A 20,082-nucleotide genomic window follows, 5' to 3' on the forward strand; every position below is an offset into this window, starting at 1 on the left:
TTGAGGGTAAAATAATGGAAAGAACCTCGCACAGACTTGCCGCCCTTTTTGTCGTGGGCATTGCAGCCCTGTTCCCACCTCTGCTGGGGGCGTTTAACCGTCCGGGCAGCTTTCTGGGAATTCCGATTCTGCCACTGTACCTGTTCGCGGCCTGGTGCGTGCTGGTGCTGCTCGGCTGGCTGCTGACACGGGGAGACGAGCCGTGAACCAAACATTCTGGGTAGCAATCCTCGGGCTCGGGTATCTGGGCGGTCTGTTTGCCATAGCCTATGCCACGGACAAGGCCAGGGAACGGGGCCGCAGCCCGGTCGACAATCCGTGGGTATACAGCTTTTCCCTGGCCGTGTATTGCACTTCCTGGACGTTTTACGGCAGTGTCGGGCAGGCCTCATCTACCGGCCTGGGGTTTCTGCCGATCTACCTGGGCCCCACCCTGATCTTCCTCCTGGCCCCTTCCCTGCTCAAACGCCTGGTCTCCTTCTGCCGGGCAGAAGGGGTTACAAGCCTGCCGGACCTGCTCGAGGTCCGCTACGGCAAAGGCTGGTCCCTGGGCGCCCTGGCTACAACCCTGATGGTGGTTGGCATCACACCCTATATCGGGCTCCAGCTCAAGGCGGTCGGCCATACCTTCGACCTCCTCACGGGAAGGGCCACAAGCTCGGGGATCCTGGACGATGCGTCCTTCTGGGCAGCCCTCGGGCTTTCGATCTTCGCCGGGCTCTTCGGGGCCAGGAGCCTGGTCGCCACGGAGCGGCACGAGGGGATGGTCGCGGCGGTGGCCTTCGAAAGTGCGGTAAAGCTCGGGGCCTTTCTGGTGATCGGTCTCTATATTACCTTCGGCATTGGCGGCGGTCTGACGCAGGTATTCGAGCGGTCCATGGCAGATCCGAATCTTTCGCGTCTGTTCCTGCTCGGGGATGGTTCAGGCACCACCTTATCCGCCTGGGTCACACTGAGCATACTGTCGGCGTCAGCCGTCATCCTTTTGCCCCGCCAGTTTCACATGCTGGCCGTCGAAAATGTGCAGGAACGCCATCTGCGGACGGCAACCTGGGCATTTCCGGCCTACCTGCTCCTGATCAACCTGCTCGTGCTCCCCGTAGCCCTGGTCGGGCGTCTTTACGGGGGGGGGCTGAACCCGGATTTCTTCATGATTTCCCTGCCGCTATCGCGCGGTTATACGGAACTGGCGTTTCTTGCCTATCTGGGGGGCTTCTCCGCCGCAACAAGCATGGTGATCGTCGAAGCGGTCGCCCTGTCCACCATGATCCTCCACCATTCCGGTGTTGCGGTCCTGGGCAGTGTGATACCCGCCTTCCGCGGCAAGGGAGTCGATCTTTCCCGGCCCCTGTTGTACACAAAGCGGGCCGTCATCTTCGGCGTGGTGCTGCTCGGCTACGCCTTCAAACGCTCGATCGGGGAATCCCAGACCCTGGTTGCCACCGGGTTGTTGTCCTTCTCAGCCGTGATCCAGTTTGTGCCGGCAGTCCTTTTCGGCCTGTACTGGAAAGGGGGGACCAGAACCGGGGCCCTCAGCGGTCTGGCCGCCGGTTTTTGCGTGTGGACCTATACCCTGCTGATTCCCAGTTTCGTCGACTCGGGGTGGGTAAACGTTTCACTCCTGACACATGGTCCCTGGGGGATTGAGCTGCTCAGGCCGCGCGCCCTGTTCGGGCTGCAGGGATTTGACACCTGGACCCATGCCTTGATCTGGAGCCTGGTGTTCAACATGGGAACCTATTTCATCCTCAGCTTCCTGACGGTGCAGCCCGGGGCGGATGCTCCTCGTCCCGAGCTGCAGTCCGCATGGGCCACACGGGCCGATCTGGAAGTGCTCCTGGCACGGTTTGTGGGCGCAAAGACAGCCCATGATGTCCTGGGAATCCTTCCCGAGCGTTCCTCTCCCCAGACACTCCTCGAAGCCACGGAACGCTGCCTGGCCAGCGCCCTCGGAACCCCGTCAGCGCGCATGATTATCGACAGCGCCCTGGCCTGGCCCCGCGAGCGGGCTGTTGAAATCCTGGACGTTTTCGGCAGTGTTTCCCAGACCCTGGCAGACAGCCGGGATACCCTGGAGCGACGCCTGCGGGAGCTGATGGTCCTCCACGAAGCATCCCATGCCCTCTCGCGGAGCCTGGACATCGACACGCTCCTGCAGGAGGTACTCCTGCTGATCAAGCGTGAGTTCGGGTTCGAACATCTGGCCGTCAGGCTTCTGGACGAGGATGGAATACTGAAGATCCGCAGCCACGTGGGCCTGATTTCAATGTACGTGACGGAATCCGCCATGGTCCCTTCCCGCGAGACCTACTTCGGCAACTGTTTTCTGGACGCCCGGCCGGTGGTGGTTGGCGACACCCGAGAGATCGACAAAACCCCGCTCTTCTCCAAATTGATCAAGGACGTTCCGGTAAGTGCCTTCATCCATGCACCCATGATCTACGAGGGGCGGGTGATCGGGGTCCTCACGGCCTATGCTACCCGCGGGCCCATGCATTTCACCGACGAGTTCGTCGAATTGTTCGCGGCCTTGGCCAACCAACTCGCCATGGCGGCGGTCAATGCCCAACTGTACGGCGAGATTCAGGCGTACAGCCACGCCATGGAGGAAAAGGTCGCCCAGCGTACGGCCGAACTTGAAAAGGCCAACGCACGTCTGCTGGAACTGGATCGCCTCAAAAGCGATTTCCTCTCTACGGTGAGCCACGAGTTGCGCACCCCGCTGACCTCGATCCGCTCCTTTTCAGAAATCCTGTTACGCTACGATGTGGACGATGTGGAAAAGCGCAAGAAATTCGTCGGGATCATCAATGACGAGGCGGAGCGCCTCACCCGCATGATCAACGACCTGCTGGATCTCTCGAAAATCGAAGCCGGCAGACTGGATTTGTCGCCCGAGCCGCAGGGACTGGAACCGGTTTTTTCCCGGACCATCGGCACCACCCATCCGCTCCTGGCCGAAAATGGAATCCGGATGATCAGTGAAATCGAGCCCGGGCTGCCGCCGGTTTATGCCGATGCGGACTGGCTCCACCAAGTGCTGACAAACCTGATTTTCAATGCAGTGAAATTTTCGCCGGAAGGAGGGGCAATCCGGCTCAGCGCAAAAAGAAATCAGGGCTTTGCCCAGATCAGTGTGGCGGACGAAGGCCCCGGCATTCCGCCGGACCGTTTGGAACAGATTTTCGAGCGTTTTCATCAGGTGCGCGATCCCCAGAAAGCCCAACCTCTCGGTACCGGGCTGGGGCTGACAATATCGCGTGAGATCGTGGAGAGAATGGGAGGACGGATCTGGGCCGAAAGTGTGTTGGGAGCCGGTGCGGTGTTTACGTTCACCGTTCCCCTATCCGGGGATTTGCATAGTAGCGGGAATCAACATAGTGAACCGAGTGAACAACTATCAAATAAAGCTTTTAACGCAGAGTACGCAGAGGAGCGCAGAGGAAAAGCAAAGAGTTCGTGAAAAACAAGATCTTACCATCAGGTTTTGCAGCTTATTGGTATAACCACTATTTGTGGGTTTCCCCTGTGTGCTCGCTTAGAAGCACCTACTTCTGGCTGCGGTTAAACTGCCGTATAGAGAATTATCTTGTCCCGGTTTGCAGGAAAGAAACCAACTGATCAACTTGAGAACTGAATTTGTTCTCGCGAATTCGCGAGGGTGCTATGGAGAGCCGGGAAATCTGCACGCATAACCCCTTTGATTTCTACCAGGAGATTGTCGTTGCCCGTTCCATCGATGCACTGGCATCGATCAGCGCCCGATTGCTTGACACAGCTGATATCGCACTCCGCTCGGATATCGGCACAAAAAAGGTTGTGCAGCTCATCTCCCGCTTCAATGACGCCGTCACCATGCGCATCATTTCCCTGCTGGAGAGTACGGAGGGTATCTACCTTCCCGAAGGGGCCACCTACATTGCGCTCGGCAGCGAAGGACGAGGCGAGCAGACCCTGCGAACCGATCAGGACAGCGCAATCGTCTACCCGGACGGTTTTCCGCCGGAGAAGCTTCTGGTCGTCGAACGCTTCGCTGCCCGGCTTGTCGATGCCCTCGATGAAATCGGCGTCCTGCGCTGTCCCGGCAACATCATGGCCAGCAATCCCCAATGGCGCCACAGCCTTTCGGAATGGAAGCGGCTGCTCAACCAGTGGATCAGCGTACCAACCCCTGAGCACATGCTCAACTTCGGCATATTCCAGGACCTGCGCTCCCTGCACGGCAACCCTGTCCTGGTCACGGAATTGCGCGACCATATCCGCACCACAGCCCTGAATACCGCCTTCTTCTTTCCCAATATGGCCTGCCATGCCGTACGTTTCCCGTCGCCGCTCACCCTGTTCGGGCGCATCCGGGTTGAACGTCGTGGAGACCACAGGGGGGAAATAGACATAAAAAAGGCCGGAATCTTCGCCATCACCGTAGGCGCAAGTCTCCTGGCCCTGGAAAACGGGATTATCGGCGGTACCACCTGGGACAAACTCGATTATATCGGGGAACGGAGAATTATCAGAGAACGCGACCTGAAGACCATCGAAGAAGCATTCACCTATCTGGTCCAACTTCGTCTGCAGTGGCAGCTGCGGAAAATGACGGCACGAGGCAAGCCCTCAAATCATGTCGACCCGCGGGTTATGAGCGACATCGAACGGGAGCAATTCCGCCAGGCCCTCAAGGGGGTCAATACCTTTCTGCAATTTTTCCGTACCCACTACAAACTTGACTTCATCTCCCGGTGAGCATGCGGATAAACGTTCACATCCAAATTATTATCCAACGTATTGCAGTTGCTTAACAACCCCCGTCTCCCTGCTTCTTTTTCCCCTCCAGCAGCCCCCGCCAGCAGTAGCCGGCCACAAAGCCGCCCACCGCGCCGGCCGTCAGGAACATGAACAGCTGCAGATCACCCTCGCCGGTGTTGATCAGCGGATCCCGCGCCTCACGCCCATGTTCCCGGGCGATCTTGTTAACCACGGCCTCATCGACCCCCGGCCACTTTTCCCCGGCATACAGCAGTCCGCCCCCCATTGCGCCGAACAGCAGGACAGTTATGGCACAAGAGCGTAATCGCTTCCTCATTCCCGTTCCCTCTCAATCCCCGACAGAGCCGTCCGGGCCAGCAGATCCGGGCGTTTTTTGCGCAGCAGCGACACCATGCCGGCGGTGATGGCGCCTTCAATAATCCCCAGCGGCAGCTGGGTAGGAACAAAGGCCAGGGTAATTTTTCCCGCCAGCGGCCAGAACGGGCTGGCGCCTCTGATGCCGGCCGCCATGATCATTGCCGTGCTGGCGTAGGTGGCCCAGTCGGCCACCAGACCCGCGGCAAAGGCTGCTGCAACCACGCCGAGCCCCGCCAGACGCAAACCACGAAAAACCGCATAGCCGGCAAAGGAGCCGATCACCCCCATGCTGAACAGGTTGGCACCCCAGGTGGAAAGCCCGCCGTGAGACAGAAACAGGGCCTGTATCAGCAGGGCCACGGCCGCTGCCACCACTCCCAGGGTCGGGCCGAGCAGCACTGCCGCCAGGCCGGTGCCACAGGGGTGCGAACAGGTGCCGGCCATGGGCACCGGCACCGGCATGCAGGAAATGACGAACACCACTGCGGCCACCATACCGACCAGCGGCTTGCTGGCAATATCGGACTCTGATCGGCGTGTCAGAGTGCGCAGACCCAGCGCCAGAAATGGCGCTGAGGCGACAAACCAGAACAGGGCCCAGGAAAACGGCAGGATTCCCTCGGATATGTGCATGGCAAATGATGAGGATGGCAGAAGAATGACCGGCAGGCAAGCTGACAGCAGGATGATGCACAGATGTTTCATGGTACGCTCCCGTCCCCACGGTTGGAGTGATCTGCTGTACCAATTTCAAATCAACGATGATAGCGCCTTGATTTGGAATTGGAATCTTCCAGCCAGGTTTCCTGGCTCGGGGATCAACCCTTATCCGCGCCTTCCCACCCGACCGGGCAGTGGCTGTGTGCGGATTTGGTCCTCCCTTACAGTTGCGGGGCAGCGCCGGATTTCAACCGGCTTCCCTACAGCTGGAAGCGTTAAATTGCTCAGGTTTGTAACATAGCTCGATATGCTTTGCAAGCAGCGACCAAGGCCGGCGCTATGGCCGGGTTGCTGCCGAAATGCAGGTGGATATAGGATGCCAGGCAGTTCAGGCAGCAATAACCTTCGACCGCAAGCTCGACCCCCTGACGTGTTACCCGGTAGGTACGGCCGATGTTGTCCGGCAGCGTGCCGAGCTCGGAATAGTGAAATTCGTGCCCCCTGGCAACGGTTCCCGCAGCACCGATGATGCTGTCTGCACAGGTCTCCACCTGGCGATAGCCGAGCGCCTTGCGCTTCGGCAGCATCCGGGCCCTGGACGGAAAGGCACCGACAAAGTCGCCGGCATCTTCCAGGCCCTCCGAGAGGTAGATCAGACCGCCGCATTCGGCATACACCGGCATATTGGCACGGATCGAGGAAAGGATTGCCTTCTTCATGCCGGTATTCGTCGAAAGACACTCTGCGTGCAGTTCCGGATAGCCTCCCGGCAGGTAGATGCCTGTGATATCCACAGGCAATTCGCTGTCAGCAAGCGGCGAAAAGAAGACAATCTCCGCACCGGCTTCCCGCAGCAGCCGCAGGTTATCGGGGTAGCAGAAGCAGAAAGCGGCATCGCGGGCCACGGCAATGCGGACCGCCATTTCCCCCTCTCCCTCTGGGAGAAGGCTGGGGTGAGGGAGGTGTGAGATTTTCATACCCTTCTCGAAGCCCAGCCCAACCAACCCGTCCAGATCGAGACATTGTTCGGCCATCTGCGCCAGACGGTCAACAAAATCGGCCGACAACGGGTTATCCTCGGCCGTCACCAAACCCAGATGACGCGAAGAGATCGCCAGCGACTCATCGCGGGGAATACAGCCATACACCTTCACAGCAGGTAAGGCAGCGGCCAGCGACTGCCGCAGGAGTTCGCCGTGGGTCTGGCTGCCCACATTGTTGAAGATCACACCGGCCAACCTGACCCGCGGGTCGAAATCAACAAAACCCTTGACCAGTGCCGCCGCACTGGCCGCCATGCCGCGCGCATTGACCACCAGCACAACCCGCACGCCGGTAAGGGCAGCGATCTGGGCACTGCTCCCCTCGCCGGAGGAAGCGCCGATGCCATCGAACAGCCCCATCACCCCTTCGACCACCGCAATGTCGGCCCCGGAAGAATGGTGTTGGAAGGTATCCTGCACGAAATCAGCCGGACACATCCAGCCGTCCAGGCTGATGGATTCGCGGCCCGTCACCAGCCGGTGGTACCCGGGGTCGATAAAATCCGGACCGCACTTGAAGGGGGCTACCACCAGGCCGCGACGTACAAAGGCCGCCATGATCGCCAGACTGACCGTGGTCTTGCCGCTGCCGCTCTGCGGGGCGGCTATCAGGAAACCATTGTTTTTCATCTGAGCGACCTGCGTGCGCCACCATACTGAAAAAATGCTATCAAATGGAACTCATCCTTGTCATATCCCTTGGGAAAACCACCCACCGGCCCGATCAGTTTGAGGGTTCGGAACACCTCTTCGTCGAGCACCCTGGCACCTGAACTTTCCAGCAGTTGCGTCGCAACAATCTCGCCGCGGCGGTTAAAGGTGATCCGTACCGGGGTGATGCCTTCGATGCCCTTCATGGCCGCTTCCTGTGGATAGCGCCAGACTCCGTAGACCGAATTCTCAAAACGCCGCAGAAACGAACCGAACAGGATATCATCGCTGTTCAGAAAACGGGTTTCACCCTCGGCAATTTCATTCTCGAATTTACGCCGGTAACTGTCTTCAAGCTTGGCCATTCGGCCGGCTCCCGGATACAGCTGCGCCTGCGGCGTAGACGGGGTCGATGGAAGCCGGGGCTTCAGCAGACTGGAAACCGATGAGCCCGGAACAACAGGGGCCTCGCGTGGGACTTCCTTGCGCTGTCGGGTCTGCTGTGTGGGTTTGGGTCGCAACATGTCGGGAAGCGGCGGTTTCGGTACAGTGGTAGTGAGAGCATCAACTCCGCGGGGAGCGGTTTCGCGCGGTACACGCACCCTGTGTTCGGCCTGGCGCTGCGTTTCCTGCTGGCGGGGCTGTTCCGGAGTTTTCAGGTCAGGCACCTGTTGCAGATCGATAAATACAGGCTCCTTGGGCGGCGGAGGTGTCTTCGCCGGCAGGTAATACAACAGGGTCCCCACCCCGATATGCAGCAGAAGCGAAAGGATCAGCAGTAACAAAAACGTTTTTTCGATATACCGGTCAGACATGACTGACTACGATTCGAAGTTCTTCCATCAAGCACCCATGACCGAAACAGATTGATAGCGCTGATCGAAAGCACGGACCTGACCGCTGTCCTTGCCGGTCTCCGTACGGAGAAAGGCCAGGATTTCCTTGAGACTGTCAAGAATAAGTGCTTCGGACTTTGGAAACTCGGCCGGGTCAAGCTCCAGGGTCACGGTGTCCTGATAATCAGTGCTGCGCAGGTGATTGAGAAAACGGGTCAAAGGCAGGATGCCGTGTCCGGGCAGCAGGTGCTCACGACCATGCCCGTAATCGGAAAAATGAATATTTCTAATCCTGCCGGACTCGTAACACTGGAAAAAGTCATTGATAAAGTTGGCCTTGCCCGACCCCATATGGGTGCAGTCAAAGGTCATATAGAGGTTGTGTTCGTGAACAAATTCAATCATACGCTGGGTATTTGACAGGATATTGGGGTTGATCTTGAATTTACCGACCCAGGGCATATTCTCAATGGTGACTATAACCTGACCGTCTCGACCGATTTCCTTCTGGAAATCGTGCACACTGTAGAGCCAGCGCCAGAACCCGACCTCGAACCCCATCCATGAAGGTGGATGGAAATTGACCAGCGGGATGGAACGCTCCGCTGCCAACTCGATACTGATGCGGAGAGAATCGGCCGGACCGCCCCAACCGGCCAGTGGCATAAAGGGGGCATGAATGGAATGGATCGTGGTGATCTCCTGCAGGGATGCCACCAGTTTGGCGGAGTTGATCCCTTCAAAAACCTGGTTAATGATCAGCTCGATACCATCGAAACCGGCCTGTACAGAAAGCTCGCAGATTTTATGCAGCGGCAGGTGAAACAGCGAACCGGTTGAGAGTGAAATGAGCATAAAACGTCACTCCTCCATGCCGCTGAAGGTTTGTCCTACATGCCGCTGAATAGCCCCGACCGTTTCAAGCGATTCACGCAGGGCATCCTGTTCACTATCCGTCATCTCCTCAATATTAAGGTAAAGAGGTGCCTTATTTGACCAGTCGGGCTGCAGATCACGCTCGCGGGACAGACGCACTTCGTGCAGAGTGTGCCAGGCCAGCAGCAGACGTTCGGCCATATCCACATTCAACTCACGTCGCCACAGGATTTCCCGGATGCGTTGGGGAGTGGTCGGGGTTTCAAGTTGCTTCAGCAGCGCCAGAACGCAAACCGCGGCAGAAAGCGGTTGCAGGGCATTTTCGTACAACGCAAACAGGCCACGATAGGGGCCCTTTTTCACAAAGCGCATGCCCCCCATGATGCCGATACCATGGGAGAGATTAAGTACGCGGGTAACCTGGAAGGCCATGGTAGCGCGACGTTCCTTCAGTGCCGCCCTGCAGAGCACATTGAAATCCGGGTTAAAACCGTCGTCGCACTGTAAAGCAGACTGGTCGGCCAGCCTGAAAAGATCGATTAAATCATTCGTGCCGCCCTGATCCAGGCGCTGCTTCAGGCGCTGCTGCCACTCCGACATGCTGCCGCGCCAATCCTGATTGCGTGGTGTCACGGTCCCATCGACCTGGAATCCACAGGCCTCGAAGCCTTCATGCATCAGGCGACCAAACTGGGAAAGAGCCTTCTGCTCAACTGCTCCGGCATCACCATGTACCAGCACAAGCTGGAGCGGACAAAACGGTGAAAACTCCTGACGTCCGGCCGCCCCCAGGGCAGCCAGCAGCACAGGCGGCATCCGCCGGTCAGCCAGGCCGAGTACTGCCTGGGCTTGGCGAGTGATCGACCGGGACAAGGCCTGCAGAAAGATGGTGCTGAGCTGGTAGAATGCCGGTGCGGAGTGGTGCATGCCGATATGCGCGTAGAGACCCGCAAAGAAGTCGGAGGTAAGTTCCCTGAGTCGGGGCAGTTCAGCGCAGGCAAAAACCTCTTCAATTAGACCCGTGCTGCGGTTACAAAAGGCGTCATTGGCTGCAACCAGGTCATCAAGGACCTGCCCGGTTCCCTTGAGCAGCGCTTCGGCCTCATTCGACCTGCAGAACTCCAGGCGGGCGAGCAGTGACTGGCGGAAAGCGGCGGAATAGTCGCCGCAGGCGCGCCAGGCGAGGACATCACTACCTTTAGCTGAGACCAGAAGCGCCATTACTCCTCCGTACAATCATGCACGTCATGGGCAAGAAAACGCCGGATGCTCTCGGAGGGGGGCGGCGTCAGCAGGGAAACTGCTACCATGATGATGGCCACCAGCGGGGCACCGATAAAAGCCGACGAGGTCACCGGCAGCAGATATGAAACAACCGGCAGGGCATCACCGAGGGCAAACGGCAGAAAGGTGATCAGCAGTCCGGCCAGCATGCCGGAAATAACACCGGTCGCGTTGGCTCTGCCCCACCAGATTCCCAACAGGAATGCGGGAAAAATTGTGTTGCCGGCCAGGGCAAACGCCAGGGCGGCGATTTCAGCAATCATGCCCCACGGTCGCAAGGTCAGCACCATGACAACCAGCGCCAGTATCAGAAAAAACCCCTTGGCGACATACACCTTATCACTTTCCGAGGCATCAGGCCGGATCAGGCGCGGGTATATATCATGAGAAAACGAGGCCGATCCGGTCAGCATCAGTCCGGCTACCGTAGAAAATGCGGCACTCATCCCGCCTGCCGCCAGCAGACCGACCACCCAGAGCGGCAGTCCTCCGTTACTGACGGCGGAGAGCACAACCATGTCGGCACCGGCCGGATCCGGTGTAAAGGGAATCCCTCCCCGCGCCTCGAACAGACGTCCCAGCACGCCATAGGCCGGCGCTGACCAGTAGATCAATGCAATAAAAAACAGACCCCAGACTACTCCCCAGCGGGCATCGCGGATGCCGGGCACCATGTAGAAGCGGGACAGCACGTGCGGCAGCCCGGCGGTGCCAAACATGAGCGTGAAACAGAGCGCCAGCCAGTGAAACAGGGATACCGTGGAAAACGGCTCAGACCAGGCAAAACCGAATTGCTGCTGCAGGTCGGTTATGGCGGCACCATAGCCGAATTGGGGCAGCAGCCAGAAATAGCCCAGTTTGCGGGTCAGCAGCATCAGCGGCAGGATAAACGCGACAATCAGGACAAAGTACTGCAGCTTCTGGTTACGGGCGACCCCCAGCGTGCCGGAGATTACTACGAATATTACCACCAGTGAAGCGCCGATCACCACTGCAGGGACATAGGCAATGCCGAACAGCCATGAGACCAGCAGGGCGATGCCGCGAAACTGGGCCACACTGTAGATGACGGCAATCAGGATGGAAATGCAGGCCACCAGTGTCCGGGCGGCAGCGGACTCGTAACGGAAACCGACAAAGTCCGGGGCGCTGTACTTTCCGAAGCGCCTGATCTGGCTGGCCATTAATACCAGCAGCAGCACATAGCCGCCGGTCCAGCCCACCACAAAGGCCATGGCATAATAGCCTTTCAAATAGAACATGCCCGCCAGTCCCATGAAGCTGGCCGCGCTCATCCAGTTACTGGCGATAGCCGCACCGATCCCGATCCGTCCGGTATAGCCTCCGCTAAAACCGTAATTGGTTGCCTGCCGTGAACGTGTCCGCAAGCCTGACAGGATCAGCAGGGCAAACATACCGGCTACTATCGCCAGAGGCAGGAACTGTACCGTGGAAGCAGCCATCTACTCCTCCCCTTCCGGTCCGTTGCCGCGCACCTTAAAGCGCAGGGATCCGTCCAGGCTGCGGACCGCGTGCCGATCCATCCAAACGTTAAACACAACACACAGGATGATAAACCAGAGCGGCAAAAACTGGCCGGTCAGCCAGAAGTGAACCGGCAGATTAAAAAAAGTCAACTCATTCAGGAGTATTTCCGAATAATTTACCTCCAGAAGATACACAAAGACCTGGAAGCAAATGATTGCAGCCAGCCATCCGGCCAGCACCAGCCTGATGACGCGCACCTCACCGCGCATGGACTTGCCGCACGGTCTGAAGAAACTTACGTCACCGCACTCATCACGTTCCGCCATGACTACCTCCTGCCAGCTCTAACGTACGGTAATGGATGTAATAGATCTGTTTGCCCTCGGCCATGAATTTCAGCATATACTTGGACAGGGGATATCCTTCCAGGACATGCCGATATGGATCCGGGGCAATGGCATTTTCGAATCCCTCGATATCGGGCATCAGCGCGGCCACATCCAGTCCATAATCAACAAAGTCGGTAGCGAAATAAAGATCCGCTCCCGGCAGCATGAATTCTTTAAGATAGCCCACAAATTCAGCATTTACCAGGCGCCGCTTGCGATGGCGAATCTTCGGCCATGGATCGGGGCAGTTGATAATCACCGCCCGCAAAGATTGGCGGGGGATGCAGCGTTCCATGAATGACCTGGCTTCGTCTCTCACTACCCGCAGATTATCCAGGCCGGCCTTGTCAGCCCGTTTGCAGGTTTTTATACAGCCCTTGTTGTAGTAATCAAGCGCAAGGTAGTTCCACTGTGGATGGAGGGCCGCCATCTGGGCCGCGAAATCGCCGACCCCGCAGCCGATTTCAAAGACCATGGGTTTGTCACTGGCAAATATCTGCTGCCAATCCGGCATGACGGTCAGCATCTCCGGGGCAAGAAAACGGGGAGAAGTTATAGGGATAAGTTTCACACAACCACCTGAGTTCGATTTAAAATCGTTACAATCTAGCATAGGTCGGGTTCACTTTTCACCGCTTTTCGCATTTAGTAAGTTAGAAATCAATTTCTGTGGTTTTTAGTACGTTAGGAATCATTTCTGCAGATTTTGCAGAAATGATTTCGTGAACGTACTTATCCCGTTTATCGGGGTAAAGCAGAAATGATTTCGTTAACGCACTTAACCTGCATGGCAGGGCCGGAGCAAAATCGCGACAGGTTGCCGGATGTGTACCAGTCCCATACTTTTCATCTTAGACATTTTGCACGTGCTATGCTATAGACGTACGGTGTTTTCACACGAGGAGAAGGTATGGAAATTTTTGGCGGATTTATGGCAATGATGAGCATTATCGGCCTGTTCCTGGCGGTTGTGTGGCTGATCATGCCGTTTGTTGTGTTCGCCATAAAGGGCAAGCAGGACCGTTCACTGGAACTGCTTGAGACCATCGAGAAGCGCCTGACGGCCATCGATGAAAAACTCACCCGGCTCCAGCCAGAGCAGCCGCCACAGCCGACTCCGGCGGAATCGCCGGCAGATGAAGTTCTGCCTGCATCGAACCACGACCTTCAGCCTCCGGTTTTACCCCTTGCCTGAAACGTCAGTTCTGCTAACATGTCAACGCACAAAAGTTATGGAGGAATAAGCACTATGTTGCTGCAGGGCAAAAAAGCGTTAATTTTTGGCATCGCAAACGAAAAAAGCATCGCCTGGGCTATTGCCCGGGCATTTCATGAGCAGGGAGCCGAACTGGCCGTCACCTACGCCGGAGAATCCCTTGAAAAACGGGTCAGGCCCCTGGCGGAATCGGTAAATGCGGCAGCCATACTGCCGTGCAATGTCACCAGTGATGATGATATCCGGGATGTGTTCACGGAACTGTCCAAGGTCTGGGATGGCATCGACATTATTATCCATTCCGTGGCCTTCGCCAACAAAGAGGAACTGAAAGGCACGATCGTCGGCACAACCCGCGAAGGATTTGCCACGGCCATGGATATCAGCGTTTATTCGTTTCTCGGCATCATGAAAGAGGCGCTTCCGATGATGCAGGGACGTGCCGCCACCGCGCTGACCCTCAGTTATTACGGCGCCATAAAGGTGTTCCCGAACTACAACGTCATGGGCGTGGCCAAGGCCGCCCTGGAGGCTTCGGTGCGCTACCTGGCAGAGGCGGTGGGTCCGGAAGGGATCCGCATCAACGCCATCTCGGCCGGCCCGATCAAAACACTGGCCGCATCCGGCGTCAATGGTTTCTCCCAGATCCTGCACAGCGTCGAAGAACGTGCTCCGCTGCGCCGCACCATTACCCAGGAGGACGTGGCCCGTTCGGCGGTCTACCTGTGCAGTGACCTGGCCAGTGGGGTCACCGGAGAAATCCATTACGTGGACGGCGGTTACAACGTAATCGGTTTATAATTCTGATCGAATCCAGCTATATCCCCGGAGTTCACCCATCAAAGAACCGTACGGAAATCTCGCAGGTCTGAAATCAAGCCAGATCCAGGCGCTGGAGCGTCTCTATCGCAGGCGCATCCCGCCGGCTGAATTCTGTTCACAGGAACTGGCTACCCGCCTGGTTGAACTCTCCGCTGACATCCGGCGTCAAATCGGCATTCTCATCAACCGGACCGGCATGGTGGAATACGTTCTTGTCGGTGACGAAAAGGGGCTGGTCATTCCCGATCTGAGCGACTATCCGCTGGGAAAGCGCCCCTTGCGAGGCCTGCGACTGGTTCACACCCACCTCAAGAATGAACCGGTCACCGAAGACGACATCACCGACCTTTCACTGCTGCGGTTGGATCTGCTGGCCACCCTGCTCTTCGTCCCCGGAAAACAACAGATCTACACTCAACTGGCCTGGCTTTCGGTCAGTCAAAGCGGATCACCGGCGACTACCGACCTTGTCACCCCGCTGGAACGGATCGACCTTGACTGCATCCATTTCATCCCTGAACTGGAAGCGGATCTGGAGCGGATGACCCGCGGCTCGAGCAGGTCCGACGACTCCGTGGAACGGGCCATACTGATTTCGGTCACTACGGGTGGAACCCGCCAGGACGCCGAGGATTCCATGGCCGAACTGCGGGAACTGGCCCGCACCTCCCGCGTGGAGGCATTGGATGAGTTCATCCAGCGCCCGCACAGCCTCAATCCCCGCTATGTCATGGGCGAAGGCAAGATGCGTGACGTCGTCATCCGGGCCCTGCAGCGCGGCGCCACCATGCTGATCTTTGACCAGGAGCTGACCCCGGCCCAGATCCGCTCCATTTCTGCCCTGACCGAACTGAAGGTCATCGACCGCAGCCAGCTGATCCTGGATATCTTCGCCCGCCGGGCAAAAAGCCTGGACGGCAAGGTTCAGGTGGAGCTGGCCCAGCTCAAGTACCTGCTGCCGCGCCTGACCGGGCGTGGCGTTCAGATGTCGCGCCTGATGGGAGGCATCGGCGGACGGGGACCGGGAGAGACCAAGCTGGAGACCGACCGCCGCCGCATCCGTGACCGCATTGCCAGCCTGGAACGGGTTCTGGAAGATCTCTCCCGCGGCCGCTCACAGCGCAGACAGCAGCGGATCAAGGCCGGCGTACCGATCATCTCCATTGTCGGCTACACCAATGCCGGCAAATCGACCCTGCTGAACGCCCTGACAAAAAGTGACGTTTTCACCGAAGACCTGCTCTTCGCCACTCTGGATACCTCTACCCGCCGTCTGCGCTTTCCCCGTGAGCGGGAGGTCATCATCACCGATACGGTCGGTTTCATCCGCTCACTGCCGAAATCGCTGATGGGGGCCTTTAAGGCCACGCTGGAGGAGCTGCAGGACGCAAACCTGCTGCTGCACGTCGTGGATTCGGCCAATCCCCGCTTTGAGGACCAGATCACCCAGGTGCGCACTATTATTGCGGAGTTGGGATTGGGAGATAAGGACGAGTTGCTGGTCTTCAACAAGGCGGATCTGCTGGAAGGTCTGAGGAAGAATGATACGGTTGCATTTTTGCGTGCGCGCCAGTCGGCCCGGACCCAGAGTGGTTTACTCGTATCGGCCCGTGATCGAAAAAGCCTGGCACCGCTGATGGCAGAGCTGCAGCGGCGCTTCTGGCCGGAAGAAGTGGAATACTGCGAATCAGCTACTCAAACTGACGGGTAAACGTTTCAACCAGCTGCCGCAACCCCGCCACATCCGACCTGAGGGCAGCTACTTCTTCCTCAAGCTTTACTATTCTTTCGTTTTCAGCCATAACCCTGACCCGCGCCGGTTCAGGAGTCGATTCATGTTCCTCAGCCGTCATATCCGGCATACCGGAAAATAGATGAGCGTTACGGGCCTCCTTGCGTCCCGGCTGACGGGGCAGACGCACAATCAGAGGATTTTCTCGTTCCATCAATTCATTGAGAACCTCTTCCATTGCCGCCAGATCAGGAAAGGAGTGCATTCGTTCGCAACGGGTACGCAATTCGCCTAAGGTCTGGGGACCACGCACCAGCAGTTCACAGATGACAGCCAGTTCGGCCGGAATCAGCCCCATGTTCTCGGCCAGCAGATGGCGATACTTGGCCACGCGGCTGCTTTCTCCCGATACAACCGTCAACTGGTTGAAGCGCATACGATTAAGGGCCCGGACCACATCCTCCTCAGTCAGAGCCATGACCGGGTCGCGGTTCGATTTCTGGTTACAGGCATTGGTCAGGGCGTTCAGCGAGAGCGGATAATATTCCGGGGTCGTCATCTCTTTTTCGATCAGACAGCCGAGGACTCTGACCTCTACCTCATTCAGAACTACATCCATGCTATTCTCCTTGCTTCAAGATAATTAATTTACCCAACAGGTCAATAATGGGGCGGCGGCTCTTCTTCCTCGGCAGTTCGATTGATGGAAGGCGACAATGACGAGAACTGTTCCCGCATCCGGCCAAGCTCCCGTTCCAGCCGTGCAATCGCCGCTTCCTGGCGGCAGACGATTTCATTCAGTTCGTTGATGGTCATTTCCTGGTGCATGAACCGCAGTTCAAGCTCGGTGAGACGTTCTTCCATGATGCTTCCCCTTATTTTCTTCCTTACATGCCGTTTGCTTACGTTATATCAGCCGATCCTGAGCGAGCGCATGGAGATGGAGCCCAGCGGCAGCCCCTCGGCAAAGAAGGTGACCGGTTCGCCCGGCTGCTGCAGGGCCAGGATGTACAGCAGCGGCAGGTAGTGCTCATTGGTGGGGATGGCAAGTCGGGCGGCCTCGCCCAGTGCCGGATAGGCCACCAGACGGTCATGACCACCGGACAGGATCAGCTCCGCCGCCACCCTGTCGAACTCCGCTGCCCAGGGGAAAGGCACCCGGGCGTCCCATTGCAGCAGGCGCAGGTTATGGACGATATTGCCGCTTCCTACAATCAGCACCCCTTCCTGTCGTAATGCAAACAACTCACGCCCCAGATCGTAGTGAAAGCGGGGATGCTGGCTGCGGTCGAGGCTGAGCTGCACGACCGGGATATCGGCCAGCGGGTACATGCGCCTGAGTACCGACCAGGCACCGTGGTCCAGCCCCCAGGAATAACCGTCATCCAGTCGCACTGCACACGCAGTGACCAGCGATCGCACCCGCTCCGCCAGTTCAGGCGAACCGGGGGCCGGATACTGCACCTGATAGAGCTCGTCAGGGAATCCGTAGAAGTCATGGATGGTCCTGGGATGCTCCATGGCGGTGACAAAGGTCCCCTCCGTTTCCCAGTGGGCCGAGATGCAGAGGATCGCTGTGGGTCGCGGGATCGCTTCGGCCGCTTCACGCCAGGCCGCGGAAAAAACGTTCTCCTCGATGGCGTTCATCGGGCTGCCGTGGCCGATGAAGAGGGCCGGCATGGTGCTGGTTTCATTGCTCACGCCTTCAACTCCCAGACCGTCAGATCGGCCACCGTATGCTGGAACTTGCGGCGCGTCTCACGGATCACAAAGGGTACATCCCTCGGTTCGCCCAGCATGTGGAAGTGCGGTGCCAGCGCCTCCTTGAGGCCGTCCAGGGTCCAGACCGGTTCGCCGGCATCACGGTAGCCCCCCAGCCATTCCTCTTTTTTGGTATACTCCTCCAGCCAGGTGTAGGGAGAGGTGATCACCAGCAGGCCGCCCGGGTTCATGCGTTCATGGATAGTCGTCAGGAACCGGCGCGGCGAATAGAGCCGGTCGATCAGGTTGGCCGCCAGCACCAGGTCATAACCGCGGAATTTCTCCGGCAGGTTGCAGGCATCGGCCTGGTAGAAGCGCACCCGCTCACGGACTGCCTCCAGCCTCAGCTCCTGCAGACCGATCTCATGAAAGGAGACGATCTCCCCCTCCTCGGGGAAGGCGTAGCGCAGGTAGCCCTCGTCGCGCATGCGGGTCGCCAGGCGGAAGAAACGGGTGGAAAAGTCCAGTCCGGTCACCTGCTCGAAGCCCCCCTTGGCCAGCTCGAAGGCCGCCCGCCCCACGGCGCAGCCCAGATCGAGGGCATGCCCCATGCTGCGGCCCTGCATGGCCGCCAGAGAGATTTCGGCGCAGGTTACGGCAAAATTGGGAACAGCGAAGTGCGGCGGGCCGTAATGGGCATCGCAGTACTGGGCCGCCAGGGCGTCGCTCTCGTACCGGTCGTCGTGCACCGTCACCGCTGCGGTACTCTCTACATAGCGGAAACCGGCATGCTGGAAGAAATGACGCCGGAAGGCGTAGCGTGAATCCCGCGTCGCCTCATTACCGGTGGAGATCCAGGAACCGCCCTTGATCAGGTTGTGCCTGGTATCAAAGGTCGGGGTGGAGAAGTCATCGTACCAGGGATGAATTTCGAAACCGTGAAAGGGGTAGATGGGGGTTTCGGTCCACTGCCAGACATTGCCGAGCAGATCGAAGAAGTCGCCGGTCCGGAACCTGTCGATCGGACAGGACGAGCTCCAATGCTCCAGATTGAGATTGCCCGGCGCCTTTGCCCAATAGGGCTGGTCGGGGATCTCGCAGACGTCCCGCAGCCGGTTCCACTCGTCCTCGGTCGGCAGGCGGATCGGTTTACCGGTCCGGGCAGCCTTCCAGTTACAAAAGGCCTTGGCCTCCAGCTGATTGACTTCCACCGGCCAGTTCCAGGGCAAGTCGATTTCCGAAGCCATGGTGCGCAAGCGCCAGCCATCGCCGTCCTTGACCCAGAACAGGGGATGTTCGGCCTGCTTGAATTCGCGCCAGTTCCACCCCTCCTCGTCCCACCATTGTTGGTCGGAGTAGCAACCGGCCTGGACAAACTCAAGAAACTCCCGGTTGGAGACCAGGTATCGGGTGGCCTTGAATGCGGCTACCTCGGCCTCATGCAGACCGTATTCATTGTCCCAGCCGTAGAGGGCATGGTCCTTTGCTTTACCAAGCTTAACCATGCCGCCGGTAACAGTCAGCAGTTCATTGGCCGGCGGCTCACCCGCCTCTTTGCAGATTTCCCAGAAGGGGAGCTGCTGTACCTGGTCGATGGGGAGCTGGCGAATCAGCACCGAGGAGGTCTCCAGGTGGATGCGTTCGTGTTCGATGCCCATCATGATGCCCCAGAAGGGTAATTCCCAGGTGATTGGCAGCGTCAGCGGCAGCTTTCTGATCAAACCGTCCACCAGCTCTCGGACCTGGTCGCGGTACTCCGCCACCTGCTGGCGGGTCGGCCAGTCGTAGTGGCGTTCGTCAAGATCATCCCAGGACATCTCGTCCACCCCCACGGCGAACATGGATTCATACCGGGGATTGATGCGCTTGTCGATAACCCGGGCGATGGTCAGCTTGTTGATGAAGAAGGTGGCTGTATGTCCGAAATAAAAGATCAGCGGGTGGCGCAGCCGGTCAGCGCGGAGGTAGTAAGTCTCGTCAAATTTGAGGTTCTCATACAGCTTTTCGTCAATATCATAGGTGGCGTGGAAGTATGCAAGAATTTCCTTGCGCTTCTCTTCCGGATCGCCACTGTTCAGGATGATGGTACGGGTGTTATTTAGAGGATTGGCATTCAATTTCTCATGTATCGTGGTGAGGTTCATTGCAGACTCCTTGGGCAGTCCCGGACAAAACTGCCGACAGTAAATTCAGAATTGCAATTTTTTTGTGGACGACAGACACACTCTCTCGTATTGTACCAAAACTTTATCACAGCACAGAA

At 58.0% G+C, this 20,082-nt stretch carries 19 protein-coding genes and 1 riboswitch; of the genes, 6 read left to right on the top strand and 13 right to left on the bottom strand.

What is annotated here, in order from left to right; translation table 11 throughout:
* Nucleotides 1–14: 14 nt before the first annotated feature.
* The 3 genes from ACOCF6_RS06080 to ACOCF6_RS06090 all read left to right on the top strand — a co-directional run bounded on the left by ACOCF6_RS06080 (nucleotide 15) and on the right by ACOCF6_RS06090 (nucleotide 4,740).
* Entirely contained in the window at nucleotides 15–206 is a 192-nt protein-coding gene (locus tag ACOCF6_RS06080) for a hypothetical protein (protein WP_482459499.1), read from the top strand.
* Nucleotides 203–3,463: an ATP-binding protein gene (locus ACOCF6_RS06085; protein ID WP_482459500.1), complete on the top strand. Its 3,261-nt coding sequence runs from the start codon at nucleotides 203–205 to the stop codon at nucleotides 3,461–3,463. The genes ACOCF6_RS06080 and ACOCF6_RS06085 overlap by 4 nt, the downstream gene beginning before the upstream one ends.
* A gap of 203 nt (nucleotides 3,464–3,666) precedes the next feature.
* Entirely contained in the window at nucleotides 3,667–4,740 is a 1,074-nt protein-coding gene (locus tag ACOCF6_RS06090; protein WP_482459501.1) for a DUF294 nucleotidyltransferase-like domain-containing protein, read from the top strand.
* A gap of 52 nt (nucleotides 4,741–4,792) precedes the next feature.
* Here ACOCF6_RS06090 and ACOCF6_RS06095 read toward each other — a convergent pair whose 3' ends face one another.
* From ACOCF6_RS06095 to trmB, 9 genes are all read right to left on the bottom strand, one after another.
* Nucleotides 4,793–5,080 (bottom strand): cobalt transporter, encoded by a 288-nt coding sequence (locus ACOCF6_RS06095; RefSeq protein ID WP_482459502.1) that lies wholly within the window; start codon nucleotides 5,078–5,080, stop codon nucleotides 4,793–4,795.
* Entirely contained in the window at nucleotides 5,077–5,826 is a 750-nt protein-coding gene (locus ACOCF6_RS06100) for an energy-coupling factor ABC transporter permease (protein ID WP_482459503.1), read from the bottom strand. The genes ACOCF6_RS06095 and ACOCF6_RS06100 overlap by 4 nt, the downstream gene beginning before the upstream one ends.
* Before the next feature lie 74 nt (nucleotides 5,827–5,900).
* Nucleotides 5,901–6,066, bottom strand: a riboswitch (cobalamin riboswitch).
* Nucleotides 6,066–7,454 carry a cobyrinic acid a,c-diamide synthase CobB gene (locus ACOCF6_RS06105; protein ID WP_482459504.1) on the bottom strand — a complete coding sequence of 463 codons (1,389 nt, stop codon included), beginning with the start codon at nucleotides 7,452–7,454 and terminating at the stop codon, nucleotides 6,066–6,068. (Overlaps the previous riboswitch by 1 nt.)
* A complete protein-coding gene (locus tag ACOCF6_RS06110; protein ID WP_482459505.1) occupies nucleotides 7,451–8,290 on the bottom strand; it encodes an energy transducer TonB in 840 nt (279 codons plus the stop codon). The genes ACOCF6_RS06105 and ACOCF6_RS06110 overlap by 4 nt, the downstream gene beginning before the upstream one ends.
* A gap of 27 nt (nucleotides 8,291–8,317) precedes the next feature.
* On the bottom strand, nucleotides 8,318–9,166 hold the full coding sequence (locus ACOCF6_RS06115; protein ID WP_482459506.1) for a sugar phosphate isomerase/epimerase family protein: 849 nt from the start codon (nucleotides 9,164–9,166) through the stop codon (nucleotides 8,318–8,320).
* Nucleotides 9,167–9,172: 6 nt separating this feature from the next.
* Nucleotides 9,173–10,408 carry a putative nucleotidyltransferase substrate binding domain-containing protein gene (locus ACOCF6_RS06120; protein WP_482459507.1) on the bottom strand — a complete coding sequence of 412 codons (1,236 nt, stop codon included), beginning with the start codon at nucleotides 10,406–10,408 and terminating at the stop codon, nucleotides 9,173–9,175.
* The gene (locus ACOCF6_RS06125) at nucleotides 10,408–11,934 is read right to left on the bottom strand and encodes a sodium:solute symporter family transporter (RefSeq protein WP_482459508.1); all 1,527 of its coding nucleotides are present in this window, start codon (nucleotides 11,932–11,934) and stop codon (nucleotides 10,408–10,410) included. Before ACOCF6_RS06125 ends, ACOCF6_RS06120 begins: the two co-directional genes overlap by 1 nt.
* Nucleotides 11,935–12,285 (bottom strand): DUF4212 domain-containing protein, encoded by a 351-nt coding sequence (locus ACOCF6_RS06130; protein ID WP_482459509.1) that lies wholly within the window; start codon nucleotides 12,283–12,285, stop codon nucleotides 11,935–11,937.
* Entirely contained in the window at nucleotides 12,272–12,874 is a 603-nt protein-coding gene (trmB, locus tag ACOCF6_RS06135) for a tRNA (guanosine(46)-N7)-methyltransferase TrmB (protein ID WP_482463276.1), read from the bottom strand. Before trmB ends, ACOCF6_RS06130 begins: the two co-directional genes overlap by 14 nt.
* 384 nt (nucleotides 12,875–13,258) lie before the next feature.
* Here trmB and ACOCF6_RS06140 point away from each other — a divergent pair, with 384 nt between their 5' ends.
* The 3 genes from ACOCF6_RS06140 (at nucleotide 13,259) to hflX (ending at nucleotide 16,097) form a co-directional block, all read left to right on the top strand.
* Nucleotides 13,259–13,543 carry a hypothetical protein gene (locus tag ACOCF6_RS06140; RefSeq protein ID WP_482459510.1) on the top strand — a complete coding sequence of 95 codons (285 nt, stop codon included), beginning with the start codon at nucleotides 13,259–13,261 and terminating at the stop codon, nucleotides 13,541–13,543.
* Nucleotides 13,544–13,597: 54 nt separating this feature from the next.
* Entirely contained in the window at nucleotides 13,598–14,365 is a 768-nt protein-coding gene (locus ACOCF6_RS06145; protein ID WP_482459511.1) for an enoyl-ACP reductase FabI, read from the top strand.
* Nucleotides 14,366–14,582: 217 nt separating this feature from the next.
* On the top strand, nucleotides 14,583–16,097 hold the full coding sequence (hflX, locus tag ACOCF6_RS06150) for a GTPase HflX (RefSeq protein WP_482459512.1): 1,515 nt from the start codon (nucleotides 14,583–14,585) through the stop codon (nucleotides 16,095–16,097).
* Here hflX and ACOCF6_RS06155 read toward each other — a convergent pair.
* From ACOCF6_RS06155 to ovoA, 4 genes are read right to left on the bottom strand one after another with little or no spacing between them, the layout of a single operon-like run.
* Complete coding sequence (locus ACOCF6_RS06155) at nucleotides 16,078–16,737, bottom strand: YceH family protein (protein WP_482459513.1); 660 nt, start codon at nucleotides 16,735–16,737, stop codon at nucleotides 16,078–16,080. The genes hflX and ACOCF6_RS06155 overlap by 20 nt on opposite strands.
* A gap of 41 nt (nucleotides 16,738–16,778) precedes the next feature.
* A complete protein-coding gene (locus ACOCF6_RS06160; RefSeq protein ID WP_482459514.1) occupies nucleotides 16,779–16,982 on the bottom strand; it encodes a SlyX family protein in 204 nt (67 codons plus the stop codon).
* A gap of 48 nt (nucleotides 16,983–17,030) precedes the next feature.
* Nucleotides 17,031–17,819 (bottom strand): 4,5-DOPA-extradiol-dioxygenase, encoded by a 789-nt coding sequence (ygiD, locus tag ACOCF6_RS06165; RefSeq protein WP_482459515.1) that lies wholly within the window; start codon nucleotides 17,817–17,819, stop codon nucleotides 17,031–17,033.
* Complete coding sequence (gene ovoA, locus ACOCF6_RS06170) at nucleotides 17,816–19,963, bottom strand: 5-histidylcysteine sulfoxide synthase (protein ID WP_482459516.1); 2,148 nt, start codon at nucleotides 19,961–19,963, stop codon at nucleotides 17,816–17,818. The genes ygiD and ovoA overlap by 4 nt, the downstream gene beginning before the upstream one ends.
* Nucleotides 19,964–20,082: the final 119 nt, after the last annotated feature.

The organism is Geobacter psychrophilus (assembly GCF_056821595.1).

Excerpts from the sequence above, each read along its gene's own strand:
- ACOCF6_RS06080 (WP_482459499.1), top strand. The coding sequence starts at position 15 with ATGGAAAGAACCTCGCACAGACTTGCCGCCCTTTTTGTCGTGGGCATT.
- ACOCF6_RS06090 (WP_482459501.1), top strand. The coding sequence starts at position 3,667 with ATGGAGAGCCGGGAAATCTGCACGCATAACCCCTTTGATTTCTACCAG.
- ACOCF6_RS06095 (WP_482459502.1), bottom strand. The coding sequence starts at position 5,080 with ATGAGGAAGCGATTACGCTCTTGTGCCATAACTGTCCTGCTGTTCGGC.
- ACOCF6_RS06100 (WP_482459503.1), bottom strand. The coding sequence starts at position 5,826 with ATGAAACATCTGTGCATCATCCTGCTGTCAGCTTGCCTGCCGGTCATT.
- ACOCF6_RS06105 (WP_482459504.1), bottom strand. The coding sequence starts at position 7,454 with ATGAAAAACAATGGTTTCCTGATAGCCGCCCCGCAGAGCGGCAGCGGC.
- ACOCF6_RS06110 (WP_482459505.1), bottom strand. The coding sequence starts at position 8,290 with ATGTCTGACCGGTATATCGAAAAAACGTTTTTGTTACTGCTGATCCTT.
- ACOCF6_RS06115 (WP_482459506.1), bottom strand. The coding sequence starts at position 9,166 with ATGCTCATTTCACTCTCAACCGGTTCGCTGTTTCACCTGCCGCTGCAT.
- ACOCF6_RS06120 (WP_482459507.1), bottom strand. The coding sequence starts at position 10,408 with ATGGCGCTTCTGGTCTCAGCTAAAGGTAGTGATGTCCTCGCCTGGCGC.
- ACOCF6_RS06125 (WP_482459508.1), bottom strand. The coding sequence starts at position 11,934 with ATGGCTGCTTCCACGGTACAGTTCCTGCCTCTGGCGATAGTAGCCGGT.
- ACOCF6_RS06130 (WP_482459509.1), bottom strand. The coding sequence starts at position 12,285 with ATGGCGGAACGTGATGAGTGCGGTGACGTAAGTTTCTTCAGACCGTGC.
- trmB (WP_482463276.1), bottom strand. The coding sequence starts at position 12,874 with ATGCTGACCGTCATGCCGGATTGGCAGCAGATATTTGCCAGTGACAAA.
- ACOCF6_RS06140 (WP_482459510.1), top strand. The coding sequence starts at position 13,259 with ATGGAAATTTTTGGCGGATTTATGGCAATGATGAGCATTATCGGCCTG.
- ACOCF6_RS06145 (WP_482459511.1), top strand. The coding sequence starts at position 13,598 with ATGTTGCTGCAGGGCAAAAAAGCGTTAATTTTTGGCATCGCAAACGAA.
- hflX (WP_482459512.1), top strand. The coding sequence starts at position 14,583 with ATGGTGGAATACGTTCTTGTCGGTGACGAAAAGGGGCTGGTCATTCCC.
- ACOCF6_RS06155 (WP_482459513.1), bottom strand. The coding sequence starts at position 16,737 with ATGGATGTAGTTCTGAATGAGGTAGAGGTCAGAGTCCTCGGCTGTCTG.
- ACOCF6_RS06160 (WP_482459514.1), bottom strand. The coding sequence starts at position 16,982 with ATGGAAGAACGTCTCACCGAGCTTGAACTGCGGTTCATGCACCAGGAA.
- ovoA (WP_482459516.1), bottom strand. The coding sequence starts at position 19,963 with ATGAACCTCACCACGATACATGAGAAATTGAATGCCAATCCTCTAAAT.